Origin of the sequence: Marivirga aurantiaca (assembly GCF_016679925.1) — a bacterium.
Lineage (GTDB): Bacteria > Bacteroidota > Bacteroidia > Cytophagales > Cyclobacteriaceae > Marivirga > Marivirga aurantiaca.
On sequence record NZ_JAEQBW010000001.1, the window covers coordinates 847,891 to 865,067 of the forward strand.

Here is a 17,177-nt window from a genome sequence, read left to right on the forward strand (position 1 = left end):
TCAAAGCCTTTTTTCATTTACTTAAGCGGGAAAGCTTTTATATGGATTTAATTCTGATTTGAATTATGATCTTCTCTTACTCTTGATGCTTTTTCCATATGGCATCCAAAAGCAACTGTGCTGTGGCCGGATTGGTCGCAATAGGAATATTATGTACATCGCAAATCCTCATCAACATCTGTACGTCAGGTTCATGCGGATGCTTTCCTAATGGGTCCCGGAAGAACAGCACCATGTCAAGTTTTTTCTCAGCGGCCATAGCTGCAATTTGGGCATCACCTCCCACAGGCCCAGAAAGTAGCTTAGTGACTACCAAACCACTATTTTCTGCATACTTTCCTGTGGTTCCTGTTGCAACTAAGTCAACAGCATTGAGTTTGCTTTTATTTCTCATTAGAAAAGCGACCATCTCTGGTTTCTTACCATCATGGGCGATAACTGCTATTTTCATTTTGTTTGATTATATGGATTCTACAAATAAACAAAGGCTAGTCATTTGATTCTGATTTTCAATAAGTCGCCAATGATTCTCTTATAATTGCCTAATAGGCTCTATTTATGTAGTATACTCTGCATTTATTTTAACATAGTCATAAGATAGATCTGATCCCCAGCCAATAGACTTTGCCTCTCCCTGATGGAAGTCAAATTTCACCTTCACATCTCGTTTTGCTAAAATTTGATGAGCTAAATTTTCATCTAAGGTCTTAGGTTGACCTGATTTTAACAGACACAATTCATCATTATCTCCCATGAATAGGTCTGCTTTATCGGGATCGAAATCTACACCAGCTCTTCCGGCTGCAGCAAACAACCTGCCCCAATTGGGGTCTTTCCCGAAGAAAGCTGTTTTAACTAATAAGGAGGTGGAAAGTGTTCTGATAATTTTTCTGCATTCTTCTTCAGTTGGCAGGCCTTGCACTTCGAAAGTAATCATTTTTGTAATTCCTTCTCCATCATCTACTATGCTTTGGCCTAATTTAATACAAATTTCAGTAAGCTGCTCTTCTACTTTTGCATAATCCGGATGTTCAATGCTGTCGATTAAATCATTTTTTGCATCACCATTGGCCAGCACCAGTACGGTATCATTGGTGCTGGTGTCACCATCAATTGAGATCATATTAAAAGACCTGTCAACGGCTTTGTTTAATGCTTTTTTCAGTACCTCCGCTTTAATATTTAAATCTGATATAATAAATGAAAGCATAGTACCCATATCAGGATGGATCATGCCTGAACCTTTTGCAATGCCTCCAAAATGAATGGTCTTTCCATTTAGCTCAAATTGGAGGGAAGCTCCTTTGGGTTTGGTATCAGTAGTCATAATGGCTTCAGCAGTGGCGTGACTGCTTTCTGCTGTATTTTCCAGACCATCCATGGCCAATGTTATTCCATTCAACACTTCAGTGATAGGGAAGGGTCTGCCAATTACTCCTGTACTTGAAATGAAAACATCCTTTTTAGCTACCTTGAATACAACTGAAGTTCTCTTAATTTCTTCATAAACAGCTTTCATACCGACTTCACCGGTACAGGCATTAGCATTTTTCGAATTGATTACTACTGTTTGGATCAAGCCATCTTCCATTTGCTTTTTGCATACCTTTACAGGCTCAGCTACTACTAAATTCCTGGTAAAGGCAGCAGCTGCTGCACATGGTTTTTCTGCATGGATAATGGCCAGATCCAATTGATTATCTTCTTTTAATCCCACAGAGAATCCATTAAAAGTAAATCCTGGTACTGTATGTAAATCTGCAATCATATTTTAAAATTATGGGTTTAGCGGAGCCAGGTTTAGGCCTGCTTTTTCATCAAGATCAAACCGGATATTCATGTTGTGCACAGCTTGCCCCGCAGCTCCTTTCACTAAATTATCGATAACGGATAGAATGACAATTAAATCATTTTCTTCATCATAGAAAGGGAAGATATCAGCAAAATTAGAACCCTTAACATTTTTCACCTGCGGAGGGGAAGATGTTAGCCTAACGAATGGCTGTCCTGCATAGAAATTGCTAAAAAATGCTCTTAAATCATTCAAATCGATTTTTTGACTAGGTTTCACATAAGTGGTGCTCAATATTCCCCGGTCAATAGGTAAAAGGTGCGGAGTGAACCTCACTGAAAAGGGTTTGCTATTTAGTTTTGATAAGATATTATGAATTTCCGGCTGGTGCCTGTGTCCATCTACTTTATAAGCAAAGAAATTGCCATATAAGGAAGGAAAATGGGTACTGCCACCAGGCTTTATCCCTGCGCCTGTGGTTCCGGATTTCGAATCTACTATAATGGTGCTTTCAACATAATTGCCTGATGCAATAATTGGTGCCAATGCCAATATAGCAGAAGTAGGATAGCAACCCGGATTGGCAATTAAATCAGCTTTCCTAATATCCTCTTTAAAAAGTTCTGGTAAACCATAGGCTGCTTTTTCAATAAACTCAGGGCTCACATGTTTCTGGTACCACTTCTCATATAGTGCTACATCATCTAATCTGTAATCTCCTGAGAGATCAATTACTACACGTCCTCTTTCTAAAAATTTGGGTGCAAAATTCATTGATACACTGTGTGGAAGAGCAAGAAAGACCACATCCACTTCCATATCCAATGCCTCCTCCACTTTGACTAAGGGCAATTCCATTAATCCCCGAAAGGCCCCATGCAAATCTGCAAAAGGTTTTCCTGCTGAACTTTCGGAAGTAATATATTCAATGACTGCATTAGGATGATTTAATAAAATCCTGACTAATTCGGAGCCTGTATAACCAGAGGCACCCACTATTCCTATTTTAATTTTTTTCATTTTACTCTTATTTTAAACCACAAAGCACACTAAGGATTTAAATTATTGTCAAAAGGTGTGATCAAGCAGTTTTATTTGAACTGTAAACTTTTTCTAGCGCACGCTTAAAAATCGCCACACCTTCTTTTATTTGTTCTTTGTTGATGATCAATGGTGGAACAAATCTCATTACTGTTCCGGAAGCACAATTGCCGATCAAACCATTTTTCAACATTTCAGTCACTACTTCTTTGCCTTCCATGTTGAGAGCCACACCAACCATTAAACCTTTTCCTCGAATTTCCTTCACAGCAGGGTGTTTCCCAACAGCTTCATTAAGTTGCTCTCTCAGGTATTCTCCCATCTTTGCGGCATTGTCCAAAAGCTTTTCTTCTTCCAATACTTCCATAGTTGCAAGCGCTGCGGCACATACAAGTGGGTTGCCTCCAAAAGTAGTACCATGCTGACCCGGCTGTAGCGTATCTGCTATTTTCTGATTGGTAATGACTGCCCCTATAGGTAGACCACTCCCCATGCCTTTGGCACAAGTGACAATATCCGGTATGATGTTGTAATGTTGATAAGCAAAATATTCACCTGTTCGGCCAAATCCGGCTTGAATTTCATCCACTGCCAGCAGAATATCCTGTTCTTTACATATTTCTGCTATTTTTTGAATGAAATCATCATTGATTACATTAATTCCTCCTTCTCCCTGAATGATTTCCAATATAAATCCAATAGGTTGATTATTTTTAATATAATCCGTCAGCATTTCCACATTGTTGTATTCCAACCTATGGAATCCATCGGGGAGGGGTTCAAAACCTTTCTGGAAAGCTTCTTTGCCCATAGCAAGGTTGGCTATAGTTCTTCCATGAAAACTTCCGGTAAAACTTACTATAGCTCCTTTTTTATCTTTTTTGGCAGCATAATTCCTAATGAATTTAATAGCGCCTTCATTGGCTTCTGCTCCGCTGTTGCAGAAAAATGCTCTTTCCAGACCGGCTGCGTTGACCAGCTTTTTGATCAGTTCAGCCTGAGGCTGGATATAGAAAATATTAGATACATGAATTAATTTGGCAGCCTGGTCCTGAATAGCCTTCACTACTTTGGGATGGCAATGCCCTGTATTACAAACCGCAATGCCTGCCAGCATGTCCAGATATTTGTTACCCTGATCGTCCCACAAATACATGCCACTGGCTTTTTCCGCTACTATGGGCAACCTTCCATATAAAGGTAAATGATAGTCATCAAGGTATTGTATAGTATTTCCCATTTTGTTATAGAGTCTGTTTAAGAATGTTGTAGCAATTTTTTCTCTGAAATTTGGTCAATTATAAACTTATCTTAGGCTAATTTAAGATTTTATAATTTTTGTTCCCAATGCTTCATTGTTTAAGGCCTTGCTAATATTTCCGGGCTCCTGGCCATTGATGATCCTGACATTTGTCACTCCTCCATTTACCGCAGTGAAACAGGCTTCCATTTTAGGCATCATCCCTTCACTGATTTTTATTTTAGTAGAATTTTTTAAAGTAGCTTCATCTATTTGGTGGATAATGCTTTCAGGTTTTTCAGGATCTTCCATTAAGCCATCAATATTGGAGAGTACCAGAAAATGATCCACCTTGAGGGCTGCGGCTAAAGCTCCGGCAAAAATATCTGCATTTATATTGTAAGAATCCCCGGAATCATTCATGGCAATGGAATTCAGGATTAGGAAATAATCATTATCAAGTAAGTAATGATATAATTGTGTGTCTATATGTGCTATTTCACCTACTCTTCCCAATAATTTTTCTCTCCCATTTATAATGATTTTTTTAGGCTGACTTGTAACGGCTCTGCCATCTTTTGCAGAAAGACCAATAGCCTTCATGTTATTTTGCAAAGCCATTTCTGTTAATTGTCCATTAACATATCCTCTTAAAGCGGCTTCCACATAGGGAATGGCTTCATCTGAGGTAAATCTCAATCCCTGAATAAATTCAGACTGAATTTTACCGAATTCCAGAAATTGTTCTATAAAAGGCCCGCCTCCATGTACAAGGATGAGAGAATAGTTTTGGGTGGTCAATTTTTTGATTTCTTTGATGATTGCCCTTTGCAAATCTTTATCAGTCATGGCGTTTCCACCATATTTAATGAGAATGGTCTCTTTTTTATCATTATGCATACATAATTAGACTGATTTCAGACTGTTTTGTTGCAATTGATTTACTAATTGCCGGGAAACAGTATATAGATTTGTCAACACTTAAATAAAGGAATAAAGACAAAAAGAAAAATGATATCTCAACTTATTTCTCAATTCGGTGCTTGCGAAAGAATCTCTGGAATTAGAGATATTGAGAATACTATAACTCCTTATCCAGACTTTCCCCTTCAAATGAAGATTCTACTCGTTTGGCATCCAGTCCCTTTTCCTGCAAGAATTTACTGAAGACATCGGAATAGCCATGGGTAGCATAAATTTTTTCAGCTCCTGTAGCCTCAACTGCCTGGATTAAACCATTCCAATCAGCATGATCTGAAAGCACAAAGCCTCTGTCAGCTGCTTTTCTTCTTCGGGTTCCTCTGAGCATCATCCAGCCTGAAGCAATACCAGTGCTGTAAGGGGTGAATTTCCTCATCCATGGACTACCAATGGAAGCAGGAGTTGCTATTACTAAATTACCAATAAATGCTGATTTTGGTATTTCATTTGTCACTCGGATTGATTCGGGAAGTGCAATGCCACTATTTCTTAATACTTCATTCATGTTTTCTACTGCAGCATGCGTGTATACTTTACCTATGGAATGATCTATGTTTTTTAAAATTCTTTGGGCTTTGCCTAATGCGTAGGCAAAAATAACAGAGGTTTTCCCTTGGGCTTTGTTATTCTTCCACCAGTTGTTAATTTCCTGGTAAAGAGATTGTTGGTCGTGCCACCGATAAATGGGTAGCCCAAAGGTGGATTCTGTCACAAATTCATGGCATTTAATGGGGTCGAAAGGATCGCTCATTCCATCATTTTCCAATTTATAGTCACCGGAAATGACACATATCTGACCTTTGTACTCTATTCTTATTTGTGCTGAACCTGGAATATGTCCTGCCGGATGCAGGCTTATTTTCACCCCGTTCATTTGAACAACTTGGTTATAATCGATTGTTTCTAAAGATATTCCTTCCCCCAAACGATGCTTCATGATGGGGCCTGAAAAATAATGTGCCAGATAGTTTTTATGATGGGGTCTGGCATGATCGGCATGTGCGTGTGTAATAATTGCTTTCGATACCGGTTTCCATGGATCCACATAGAAATCGCCTTTAGGGCAGTAGATACCTGCATCAGTAAATTGAATGAGCGATCCCATTCTTTTATAACTATCCTTTTAAAGGATTGTTTTCACTCACTTTATAAATGATTTGATGAAGAGTTAGTAATTCATCAGCAGATAAATTTTCAAAATGGGAACCCATTTCCTCATTAATTATAGGTTGAACATCCTGGAGCACACGGATGCCTTTTTCGGTCAAGGCAATTTCAGTGTTTCTCTTATCTGCTTCTTGTTTGATGCGATGAATGAAGCCTTTTTCAAACAGTCGGTTGGCTATTCTTGAGATATCGGGCATTGTTTCATTCATTTTGGCTTTTACAGCATTAATATTGAGTTTTCCGGGAAAATTTTCGCTTAATATATTCAAAACTTCATATTGCTGTCGTGTAATATCATAAGGCTTTAACCTTTGTGCTATATGGTAACACAAGTTGTGCTGACATTTAAGAAGGCCTGTAAATGTATCTTCAACTGTTACTTTTTGGGTGGCTGTTAAGTTCATAATTAGATGAATACGGTAAAATGTTCGATGAATATCCCAAATATAAGGATAAAATACTAATCATGAAATATTATGTTTGCTAAAACGTTACATTTGATTTCCGTTTCCTGCCATTCCTTTTCCGGCTCGGAGTCTTCAGTAACACCGGCTCCTGCATAAAAAATAGCTTTGTCCTGTGAAAACTGACAACATCTTAAATTAACAAAGATATTGCTCTTTTGATCCATATGCACAGGTCCAAGATACCCACTGAAATAGGATCTTTCATGGGTTTCATGCTTTTTGAGAAAGTCAAGAGAAATTACTTTTGGCATACCACATACTGCAGAAGTAGGATGAAGTAGTTTTAACATAACTGAAGCCAATTCAGGGAAGTTGAGGGTATTTGTATCTACTTTATAGCTGGTTTTGAGGTGTAATAAATTTCCTGCCTGAATAGTTTTTGGACCTATTTCTTCATATTCCCTCAGTCTGATTTTTTTAAAGCAATTGATGATGTAGCGGGATACATAAGCTTGCTCTTCAATTTCTTTCTGTGTCCAGGCAGTATTGGCTATACTTTTCTCATCTTTTGCCTGCGTACCGGCCAATGCCACTGTTTTGAAGTATTCATTTTTTTTATCCTCAATCAGCGTTTCAGGGCTTGCTCCCATCCATAGTCCTGTTTTAGGGGAAAAAGTTAAGCTCACAAAAGCATCCTCATATTTATTACAGGCCCTTAAATAAGCATCTGCAATATCCAGGTCTTCTTTTATAGGAATGCATTTTATTTTCGAGGGTACTATTTTATAAAGTTCCTCCCTGCTAATTGCAGCAATACCTTCCTTCACCATTTTGATATAATCTTCCTTTCTGGTGGATTCTATTTGTGGGTATTTTTTAAGTTTTAAATGTGGTTGCCGGCTTATATTGATTTGGGTAATTTCCATTTCCTGATCCTCTGTAATATTTTCCCAGGAAATTTCTATAACATTTTCATTAGGTTTGGCTTCTTTCTCTAGTTCAAAATAACCTTTTATATCAGCTTTAAAGTGAATGTTTTGTTGAGTTCCCGCCAGAAAGGGGGCCAAAATAAAGCCTGATTCCAAATCATCAAGGTTTACTTCATCAATAGAGGATCCGCCATCCAAATCACAAAGAATATGAATAATATTGTCCTGTGGCAACTTCCAGATGGCCACCCCGGCATCTTTTAATTGTGCAAAATCCAGTAACTTATTGAGCCATGTTGCCGGAGCAAATTGTTGTGTGCCTTTATTTTTGAGTTGGGTATTTTCCAATTTTATTTTTTTAATACAGCCATTGTAATACGACTAATGCAAACCAATTGTTCTTTTTCATTAATTATTTCAATACTCCATACCTGGGTGGTTTTTCCTAAATGAACAGGAGTTGTTCTTCCATGCACCCATCCATCAGTTACACCGCGGATATGGTTAGCGTTAATTTCCAAGCCCACACAATAATGTGTCTCGGAATCAACCATAAGCATGGAAGCAACACTTCCCAAAGTTTCGGCCAAAACAACTGAAGCCCCTCCATGTAACAAACCATAAGGCTGATGTGTTCTCTTGTCTACCGGCATTTTTGCTATAATATAATTATCACCAACTTCAGTGAACTCCATTCCCAATACTTCGGAAATGGTGTCTTTGCACATTTCATTTAATTTAGCAATATCCGGTTTTACCAAAAATTCCTTGCTCATGTTTTTCAATTTTTGTGAAGTGATAACTAATTTTGCTTAAAATTACATAATGCCTTTCAATTTTGAACATTTCCATTCAATTTTGATTTTTATAGAAAATCCGATTATGGTGAAAGATTTGATAATTGTCCGACATGGGCAAACTGATTTTAATTTAAAAGGTATAGTACAAGGCAGTGGCGTTGATTCTTCCATTAATGAAACGGGAAAGAAGCAAGCTGTTGCTTTTCATAAATTTTATAAAGACTATGCTTTTGATAAAGCTTATATCTCTCAACTAAAGAGAACGCAGGAATCCATCCAAGGATTTATAAATGAGGGCTTACCTTACGAAAAATTAGGAGGGTTGAATGAAATTAGCTGGGGCTCACGGGAAGGGAAATTATTTACTCCAGAAGAAAATAATTACTATCATAGTATGATTGAACGTTGGCAAAATGGAGAAACTTCCTTACCTGTTGAAGGAGGGGAAGCACCCGATGATGTAGCCATTCGCCAATTGGAAGCTATGGATTACATCATGAAACAGTCAAATGAAAAGAAGGTGTTGATTTGCATGCATGGGCGGGCAATGAGGATATTGATGTGTAAATTATTGAACTACCCGCTCTGCAATATGGATACTTTTATACATCAAAATCTTGGCGTTTATCATCTTAGGGCCACTAAAAGTATGTATCAATTGGTGAAACATAATGATGTAAGACATTTGGAAGGTATTTAAAGCTCCCTTTTGTTTCAAATTTTCTCCTCTGGCTGAATCGGTCTATATGCTTGACTTATAAAGTTTTGCACTGATATTAGGTTGATGTTCATTGAATTTTTATTGTTTTCAAAAATATTTTATATAGGTTTGTTCTGAAATAATAGAAGATGAACCAAGACTGATTCATATGGAGAACCAAGAACAAAAAATAGTAGTGGTCAAACAAAAAAGCATGGGTTTGACTATAATACTCAGTTTTCTTTTTGGTCCTTTGGGAATGCTCTACTCCACGATTATTGGAGGTGTAGTTATGTTTGTGATAAGTGTTTTAGTAGGTATTTTTACCTTGGGTTTAGGATTAATTATCACTTGGCCAATTGGTGTGATTTGGGCGGCTCTTGCCACAAATAACCACAATAAAAGAATAATGAATAATTCTATCAATAATCAGTAGACTTCGTGCTATTCCTGAATTCTATCTCAATATTTATTCCTAAAACAGCAATAACCCTCCAATAAAGATCACTGTTCCTATCAACAATATGATAGCGCTATATGGTAAAATATCTTTGGCCTTCAGTTGTGTAATTCCTAACAGTGGCAATGCCCAGAAGGGTTGTAACATATTGGAAACTTGATCTCCGTAAGCCAGCGCCATGACAATTTTCGGAAGGGAAATACCTAAAGTTTGTGCGGCCTCTACTACAATTGGCCCCTGTACTGCCCACTGTCCCCCGCCTGATGGAACAAAAAAGTTGACCAGCCCTGCACTGAGAAAAGTGAGGATTGGAAAGCTCCATTCATTGGAAATGGAAACAAAGAAGTCGGAGATCAATATCACCAATCCGGAATATTTCATAATCCCCATAATCCCGGCATACAATGGGAATTGTATAATAATTCCACTTATTCCTTTGATTCCGGCATGCACTGCTTTCATGAAATTGGCCAGTGAAGCATGTAATGTTAAGCTCAACCCAAAAAGCAGAAAATTGATGTAATTTAAATCAATAAATGAATCACCGGAACGAATGTTTTGAACAGCCTGAATAATGGCAACTAATAATATAAGGCCACCTAAAAGATAAGCCGGCCAGACAGAAGTATCCAGACTTTCTTTATTGCCATCAACTTGTTCTTCTTCATTAACAATGCTTTCTTCAACTAATTGAGAGGAACTATTACCCGTATTGAATTTCTTTCCAATCCAATAGAATATCAAGGGGATAACTACTATAAGACATATACTTATAGCGATGTTCATAGAAGAAAACAAAGTTTCATTAATCGAAATAACCCCTGTTTCATTCAACAAAAAATGGTTGCTTTCAGCCACTTTTAAGGGTGCGGAACCGGATAAACCACCGTGCCAGACCATCATGCCACAATAACCTGCAGCGCCTACCAATCCATAATTGAGAGCTTTACCTTGAGCGGAAAATCTTTCTCCTACCTTTCTGGTGAGGATGGCACCAAAAATTAAGCATAGTCCCCAATTAAAGAAACTCAGAAAAATGGTTGATAAACTCACCAAAAAAGCTGCCTGAGCAGTATTTTTTGGCAAATCTGCAATTTTAGTAATGAGTTTTGAAAAAAAAGGAGTCAGTGCTACTGTGTGACCCAGTAATAAGATCAGTACCATTTGCATCGTAAAAGCCAACAACTCCCAAAAGCCTGTTTGCCAGTAGCCTAAAATATTAATACCATGTGCAAGGGTTGAATCGTTGCTTTTGGTAAAGAAAAAGGCTAATATAAAAGTAAGGCCACTGAGTAAAATAGCAATCATAAATGGAGAAGGCAGGTAGCGCTCTACAAATTTTACATATTGCCGGGTGATGTTCATTTAGATTTTCTGTGTTAAAAACTTCATGGTATCTACTCCGTCTGCATAATCCCATAGCTCGGGAGCTTGTGCATTGCCTGGTGAAACGGCTTGCCCTGTTTGACTGACTGTGCATTGGATCAGCTCTTTATGGGCTTCCAGTTTGTTCGTTAATTCTTCTTCCGTTGAATAAAATTCATAATAAAGAACAGAGATGGGAGAGACCCATGCTTCGGATTCCTTTAAGAGGAAAAAACCGGAATCGAAATGAGGTTCACGGTTAACGAGGTAAATTGATTTATTATAATCGTAGTTATTCACCCACTTATGGTGGTCGGCAATGTGTTCAAAGCTTTCCATACTTTTGATAAAGAACTGAAAATCGTATCCTTGTGGAACAAATAATTTACTTACATTTCTACAGCCCAGGCCATAATACTGGAAGATGTCTTTGCCTAAAGCCTCAATCTCTTCTTTATTTTCTTTGCCGGTAATAATAGCAACAGAAGTTCTATTTTTGCGAATGATGTGTGGATATCTACTAAAATATTGGTCAAAGTAACGGGCTGAATTATTACTTCCCGTGGCGATTACTGCATCAAAATTAGTTAGTGTACCCTGGGTAAGCACTATTTTATCCTGAAAGGCGGGTTCAATTTCAATTAACAAGGCCGTGACCTGTTTCAATAAATAAGGATCCTGGGAACTCAGTTTAGCAATGGCCTGGTGGCCTGCCATGAGCACTGATAGAAAATCGTGAAAACCCACTAAAGGAATATTACCTGCCATAATGATGGCTACTCTTTTTCCCGGGGAATTATCCAGGTCGTAAACAGAAGTCCATTTTTCCAGTTTTTTTTCTTCCAGCATTTCTCCTATGGCACGCACTGCATGGAAAACATTTTCTCTTGTAAACCAATTGTTAAAGCCTGTGGCACGGAAATACCATTCATCTAATGTAGCTTCAGGTAAATCCCTTAGCTGATTGCCTAGTTTAATGAAAGCCTGTAATCGCTCCTGGAATGTCATTTATGATATATGTTTATCGATGTTTGGAATATCTGCTATTGAAAATGCAAAAATAACATAATAGCCGACAAACACCTAAAAGGAGGGAAGGGAGTTTGGCATCAATGAACAATTAAAATTGTAAACAAAATGCTCGAATGCAACTTGCTAACAGTTTAAGATATCGACCTCGCTTAAAAGTTAGTATGCATCATAAATCCATGTAAATTGTAATTATTTCCTTCAAAGCCAAAGAAGTAATTGAACCTAATGGGGAGATAAGACATTGAAAGGCCAACTCCTAATTCTGAAAAGGAATTATAGTCCCCGGATTGAAGGAAATTTGCCATGAAATAAGTATTTAAGCCTAGCTTTTTTAAAAGTGGTACTCTTCCAAAAATAGCATTACCAAAATCATGTTCGAAATTGGCTCCTGCAAAGTAACTGTCGTTGCTGTATTGATAGTAGTCCAATAGTTGGTAGGAAAGCCCATATTGCTTTTGTCGTTGATAGAAAATGGTCTGGTTTCCCATAAAATGAAAATAATCAACAGGCGTTAAGTTGTTAGAGGTCAAAAACTCGCCATAGCTCACACTTATATTGCTTACACCTACTGGGCCAAAGTTGAAATTATTTGAAATGTTGGCCCAAAAACGGCTGTACTCACTTTCCATCACACCAAGATCAAAGCCAACACTTACTTTAGGGTATTTTGAAGTAAGCGGTACTTTCCTGCCTTTGATCAGGTCAAATTTTCTGTTGTGTTGATAGCTTATGGCTATATTGGATTCCCATAATTGATTACTTTCAAAGTCAATATATTCTCCTTGAATGAAAGACTGATTGGGCATATATGCTGTTTCACTCTTTTTATCCCAGTTATAGTCACTATTATTTTCTAGGGGATGGCGGAGGTTGTAATTGCTTCCAATTTTAATATCCAAGCCGTTGATCAATTCCTGTCCCCATTGCAGGGAAATATAATCCCGGCCATAAAGCTTTTGGTAATTCAATTTGCTATCAAGGCTATAAGCCATATTTACAAAATCAGAAACAGAGGTGTTGCCTGATATTTGTTCAATATAACGGCCACCTTCCAACCGAAGCTTACTTACAGATAAAGGGTTTAATTCATAGGAAACACCACCTTTCGCATAAAATTGCCTGCTGGCAAAACCGTAGCGCAAGGCAACATCTGTTTCCAGCTCTCTGCCACTTTTCATTTCTTTTCTATAAACAAAATGAGGCTTGAGAACACCGCCTTCCACCGTGTTGAAAGTAAATACATTCAGCTTCAGAGCTAAATTATCAGTAAGGGTAATATTTCCTGTCCCCAATGCTTGCTGGAAAATTCTAAAAGGGCTTTTTTTGGATTTTGGCAAGCTGTCATTGATGTTTTCTCTCACGTTCTGATCTTTACTTTTCAACCTTAAGGATTGTTGATAGGCTAATTGTTCATCTTCAGTGAGTGAAATAGGACGTTGCTTTTCCCACCATTCATCCGGTTTTTGTAAGCTTGAATCGCCTACAATATAATTGGCTTGTTTATCAATGGTTGGAACTGGCGCATCAAAAACGTAATCATAAAAAATATTGTGATGGTATATGTCTAGTTCACGTGATTTATCCTTCAATATAAAACTGGTTGAAAAAGGAAGCAGCACGTTTTCTTGCTCGTCCGCTATGTAGGTAGTATTAATCTCCATCTTTCCTATGATAGGACTATTGGTGAAAAGATGGGATTTATATACTCTCCAGCTTTTATCCACTATGTAAATTTCTCCAGTAAATGTATTTGTTCCTGTTGACCTGGGAAGCAACTTTATTTTATGCAGAAGCTGATTTCCTTCCTCAATAGAGCCTAAGTAATCATAATCATAAAACCCAAAGGCATCATTGGCAATTGGGGAAATAAAGCGGTTCCTGACAGTTTGGGCAACAACTGAAAAGGGACGACTTTCATATAGTTCAATAAAAACTGATTTGTTCTTGCTGTAATTTGAAGTGTCTCCCATAATAAGAGAGGCTTTCAACTGTTCGTTTTTCTCATGCGCATTATATTTATATAAGCTCGAGACAGTTTCCGAAAGATAGAAAATTCCTTTATGGGGATTAAGCATAGTGCCAAACAGGTTGATGGCACTTGAGTTATTCGTGCCTGATTTCCCAAATAATTTAGTATAAGCTTCATAACTGATATTTTCATGTTCCCGTAAATAGGTTTTGCGCATCTTCTGTGCATTGCGAATAATTTCATAAGCCGGATTTTCAGAACTGGCTTTTACTACCACTGCATCCAGATACACTTTCTCTTCTTCCAGGCTAACATGGATGGGAAGACGTTCTCCTGCTTGAATGGTTACTTCTTTTAATTCGCTCTTGTAGCCAACAAACTGATAGCTGACTTTGTAGGTGCCGGGCTTTAGCTGAAGGCTGTATTCTCCATCAAAATTTGTGGAAGTACCCTGAGATTTCCCAAGAATGATCACATTGGCATAAGGCATGGCTTCTCCTTGAGTAGTAGAGACACTGCCATATAATTGTCCCATTTGTGCCAAGAGGTAATTAGAAGTTAACAAAAAAAGCAAAAGGAAGAAAAGCTTAATAGTAGTGGGCTTATACTGAGTGGCAGGTTGATGGTTGATGGCAAAGTCAAAATCTTTTCTATGGGGTGATTTGGACATTTTGGTTCTTTTTTTAGATGAAAATATTGATTTCCCTGATTTTTCTGCCTCTAAGATAATTAAGCATTTTTATTTTACAATTGTTAAAAATGTGTTTATATCTGTATCAGGAGTTTAAAGATACAATGACTTTCATTCAAGTAGTAGTTATTCCTGAAACAGGATGGGAGAGGAACTTCAACTTTATTTAGAGCTCGCTAAAGCCCGGTTGTATGTAAGGCACCTTATACTTTTTAAACGTGCTTTATTTATTACATTAATTATTTTGTTATAGAAACATAATGTTTCTAACTTTGTTGTTATAACAACTTCTTTAAGTTTTTAAGATAAATTCTTTCGGTTATGGCGATAATGATAACAGATGAGTGTATAAATTGCGGTGCTTGTGAGCCAGAATGCCCAAATACTGCTATTTATGAAGGTGGAGTGGAATGGAATTGGTCCGGTGGCACCTCACTTACCAACGAGGTTAAATTGGAGGATGGCACTGTTGTGGATGCCAATGAAATGCAAGAACCTATTTCTGATGAATTTTACTACATAGTATCAGGCAAATGTACAGAGTGTACAGGTTTTCATGAAGAACCTCAGTGCGCTGCCGTATGTCCTGTGGATTGTTGTGTGGATGATCCGGATATGAGGGAAAGTGAAGAGACTTTAATGGAGAAAAAAGAATGGATGCATCAGGAGTAGCCTTATAAATATGATTTTATATCAAATTAAAAACTGTACATTTTAGAGTGTACAGTTTTTTTTTGCGTTCTAGGAATAGATTTTGCTTTTTGTACTGAACCTTTAAAATTTTATTGCATGGATTACCAAATGATAGTGACCATTTTGATTATAATTGGAGCAATGGTCTTGTTTGCCACTGAGGCACTTCGAATTGATGTGGTAGCTGTAATTATCATTGTTTTGTTGGTAATCACAGGTATTCTTTCAGCGGAACAAAGTTTTAAAGGCTTCTCCAATAGCGCTACACTTACAGTAGCCGCTATGTTTGTTTTAAGTGGGGCTCTGATTAAAACTGGTGTTATAGGCTTAATTGCTCCTCAAATCACTAAACTTTTTGAAAAATCCTACAGTGCGGTTATATTGGGAATAAGTGTAAGTATTGGTTTTTTCTCGGCATTTATTAATAATACACCTGTTGTAGCTACTTTTATCCCTATTATTTCCAATGCAGCTGAAAAAGTAAAAGCAGCCCCCAATAAATTTTTGATCCCTCTGTCATATGCTGCCATCTTTGGTGGTGCTTGTACGCTTATTGGAACTTCCACCAATTTGTTGGTTGCCGGAATTGCCAGGGACAGTGGGATAGAAAGTTTAAGGTTATTTACTATTACTCCTATAGCACTTTTATGTGCTACTGCCGGAATTTTGTATCTATTGTTATTAGGTAAAAAGCTTCTGCCAAAAGAGGATACTATGAAACCGCTAAAGGATGAGACTGAAATCAATGCTTTTCTGACTGAAGTAGAAATCAAGGGCTTGCCAAATGAAAAAGAGGATTCTATTTCCTTAAAAGAATTATTTCGTAAAAAAGATATTACAGTTGAGGTTCAGCAGATAAAACGCGGGAATAAAATTATTGAAAACCCCGGTATGGATATTAGGCTTGAGGCCGGGGATGTTTTGCTTATAAAAGGTGCCATTGAAAAGGTGAAGAAATTAGTAGCAGATGAACATCTTGAAATTCTCAAATCTATTAAGGATAAGTATTTTCCTGAGGAGGAAACCAAAATAGTTGAAATTATTGTGATGCCTGGTGCCCCCATGCTGGAAAAAAAGTTAAAGAATATTAATTTTCTTCAACGCTATCAATCCAATGTGTTGGCCATTAGGCATAGGGGAAAAAGGCAATTTAAAAATCTTACGGAACAGAGGTTGAAGGTAGGGGATGTATTGTTACTGCAAACCAATGAAAGAGGATATGAACTATTGAAGGAATCAGAGAATAGTTCTTATGCACCTTTTATGTTAATGAAGGAAAGTGAATTGGTTAAAAGCAATAAGAAAGATCTTGTTATCGTAGGTTCTCTCTTGCTGGCAGTTATAGTTACGGCTACTTTTAACATTCTGCCTATAGTAGTGGCTGCCTGGACCGCTGTGGTTGTTTTAACACTTTTGAAAAAAATAAGCATGGAAGAGGTTTACAGGTTCATCGATTGGCAGGTGATTTTCCTTTTGGCAGGCTCGTTGAGTTTAGGTGAGGCCATGACACAAAGTGGAGTTTCTACATTAATTGCTAATAACTTGTTTACTTTAACAGAAGGAACTTACGGGCCCTTTATTATTGTAGCTATGGTTTATTTGATTACTTCTATTCTTACTGAGGTCATGTCTAACAATGCCGCTGTAGCATTACTGGCGCCTATTGCCATCGCTTTATCCCACTCTATGAATATTGACCCCACAGCATTATTAGTGGCAGTAATGATGGCCGGAAGTGCAAGCTTTATGACCCCAATTGGGTACCAGACTAATACCATGGTGTACAGTGCGGGAAACTATGAGTTCAAAGATTTTTTAAAAGTAGGAGCGCCTTTGAATCTGATTTTTTGGATTATTGCTTCTATTTTCATTCCGATTCTTTATCCTTTGTGAAATGCTAAATCCCAAAT

General features: G+C 37.6%; 16 protein-coding genes. 4 read left to right on the forward strand and 12 right to left on the reverse strand.

The features are described from left to right. Positions 1 to 76 precede the first annotated feature (76 nt). From JKA74_RS03630 to JKA74_RS03670, 9 genes are all read right to left on the reverse strand, one after another. Positions 77 to 451: a methylglyoxal synthase gene (locus tag JKA74_RS03630; RefSeq protein ID WP_201429792.1), complete on the reverse strand. Its 375-nt coding sequence runs from the start codon at positions 449 to 451 to the stop codon at positions 77 to 79. A 105-nt stretch (positions 452 to 556) separates the two neighbouring features. Then, positions 557 to 1,768, reverse strand: coding sequence for a bifunctional glutamate N-acetyltransferase/amino-acid acetyltransferase ArgJ (gene argJ / locus JKA74_RS03635; protein ID WP_201429793.1), 1,212 nt, complete (start codon positions 1,766 to 1,768; stop codon positions 557 to 559). Positions 1,769 to 1,777: 9 nt separating this feature from the next. Next, positions 1,778 to 2,812 carry an N-acetyl-gamma-glutamyl-phosphate reductase gene (argC, locus tag JKA74_RS03640; RefSeq protein WP_201429794.1) on the reverse strand — a complete coding sequence of 345 codons (1,035 nt, stop codon included), beginning with the start codon at positions 2,810 to 2,812 and terminating at the stop codon, positions 1,778 to 1,780. Between the two features lie 61 nt (positions 2,813 to 2,873). After that, positions 2,874 to 4,073 (reverse strand): aspartate aminotransferase family protein, encoded by a 1,200-nt coding sequence (locus tag JKA74_RS03645; RefSeq protein WP_201429795.1) that lies wholly within the window; start codon positions 4,071 to 4,073, stop codon positions 2,874 to 2,876. Positions 4,074 to 4,154: 81 nt separating this feature from the next. Beyond that, a complete protein-coding gene (gene argB / locus JKA74_RS03650; protein ID WP_201429796.1) occupies positions 4,155 to 4,973 on the reverse strand; it encodes an acetylglutamate kinase in 819 nt (272 codons plus the stop codon). 181 nt (positions 4,974 to 5,154) lie between these two features. Continuing rightward, entirely contained in the window at positions 5,155 to 6,159 is a 1,005-nt protein-coding gene (locus JKA74_RS03655; RefSeq protein WP_201429797.1) for a ligase-associated DNA damage response exonuclease, read from the reverse strand. Positions 6,160 to 6,169: 10 nt separating this feature from the next. Beyond that, positions 6,170 to 6,625 (reverse strand): MarR family winged helix-turn-helix transcriptional regulator, encoded by a 456-nt coding sequence (locus JKA74_RS03660; RefSeq protein ID WP_201429798.1) that lies wholly within the window; start codon positions 6,623 to 6,625, stop codon positions 6,170 to 6,172. A 56-nt stretch (positions 6,626 to 6,681) separates the two neighbouring features. After that, positions 6,682 to 7,905: a chorismate-binding protein gene (locus tag JKA74_RS03665; protein WP_201429799.1), complete on the reverse strand. Its 1,224-nt coding sequence runs from the start codon at positions 7,903 to 7,905 to the stop codon at positions 6,682 to 6,684. Positions 7,906 to 7,907: 2 nt separating this feature from the next. Further along, complete coding sequence (locus JKA74_RS03670; protein ID WP_201429800.1) at positions 7,908 to 8,333, reverse strand: hotdog fold thioesterase; 426 nt, start codon at positions 8,331 to 8,333, stop codon at positions 7,908 to 7,910. Positions 8,334 to 8,382: 49 nt separating this feature from the next. Here JKA74_RS03670 and JKA74_RS03675 point away from each other — a divergent pair, with 49 nt between their 5' ends. After that, positions 8,383 to 9,057 (forward strand): histidine phosphatase family protein, encoded by a 675-nt coding sequence (locus tag JKA74_RS03675; RefSeq protein ID WP_236587486.1) that lies wholly within the window; start codon positions 8,383 to 8,385, stop codon positions 9,055 to 9,057. A gap of 169 nt (positions 9,058 to 9,226) precedes the next feature. Beyond that, positions 9,227 to 9,493 (forward strand): hypothetical protein, encoded by a 267-nt coding sequence (locus JKA74_RS03680; protein ID WP_201429801.1) that lies wholly within the window; start codon positions 9,227 to 9,229, stop codon positions 9,491 to 9,493. Positions 9,494 to 9,532: 39 nt separating this feature from the next. Here JKA74_RS03680 and JKA74_RS03685 read toward each other — a convergent pair whose 3' ends face one another. The 3 genes from JKA74_RS03685 to JKA74_RS03695 all read right to left on the reverse strand — a co-directional run bounded on the left by JKA74_RS03685 (position 9,533) and on the right by JKA74_RS03695 (position 14,553). After that, positions 9,533 to 10,882, reverse strand: a complete 1,350-nt coding sequence (locus JKA74_RS03685) for a short-chain fatty acid transporter (RefSeq protein WP_201429802.1) — start codon at positions 10,880 to 10,882, stop codon at positions 9,533 to 9,535. Then, positions 10,883 to 11,890 (reverse strand): acyl-CoA reductase, encoded by a 1,008-nt coding sequence (locus JKA74_RS03690; RefSeq protein WP_201429803.1) that lies wholly within the window; start codon positions 11,888 to 11,890, stop codon positions 10,883 to 10,885. Between the two features lie 173 nt (positions 11,891 to 12,063). Further along, positions 12,064 to 14,553, reverse strand: coding sequence for a DUF5686 and carboxypeptidase regulatory-like domain-containing protein (locus tag JKA74_RS03695; protein ID WP_201429804.1), 2,490 nt, complete (start codon positions 14,551 to 14,553; stop codon positions 12,064 to 12,066). A 342-nt stretch (positions 14,554 to 14,895) separates the two neighbouring features. Between JKA74_RS03695 and JKA74_RS03700 the strand changes: the two genes are divergently transcribed. Beyond that, positions 14,896 to 15,246: a 4Fe-4S binding protein gene (locus tag JKA74_RS03700; protein WP_201429805.1), complete on the forward strand. Its 351-nt coding sequence runs from the start codon at positions 14,896 to 14,898 to the stop codon at positions 15,244 to 15,246. A gap of 117 nt (positions 15,247 to 15,363) precedes the next feature. Then, positions 15,364 to 17,160 (forward strand): SLC13 family permease, encoded by a 1,797-nt coding sequence (locus tag JKA74_RS03705; protein WP_201429806.1) that lies wholly within the window; start codon positions 15,364 to 15,366, stop codon positions 17,158 to 17,160. Positions 17,161 to 17,177: the final 17 nt, after the last annotated feature.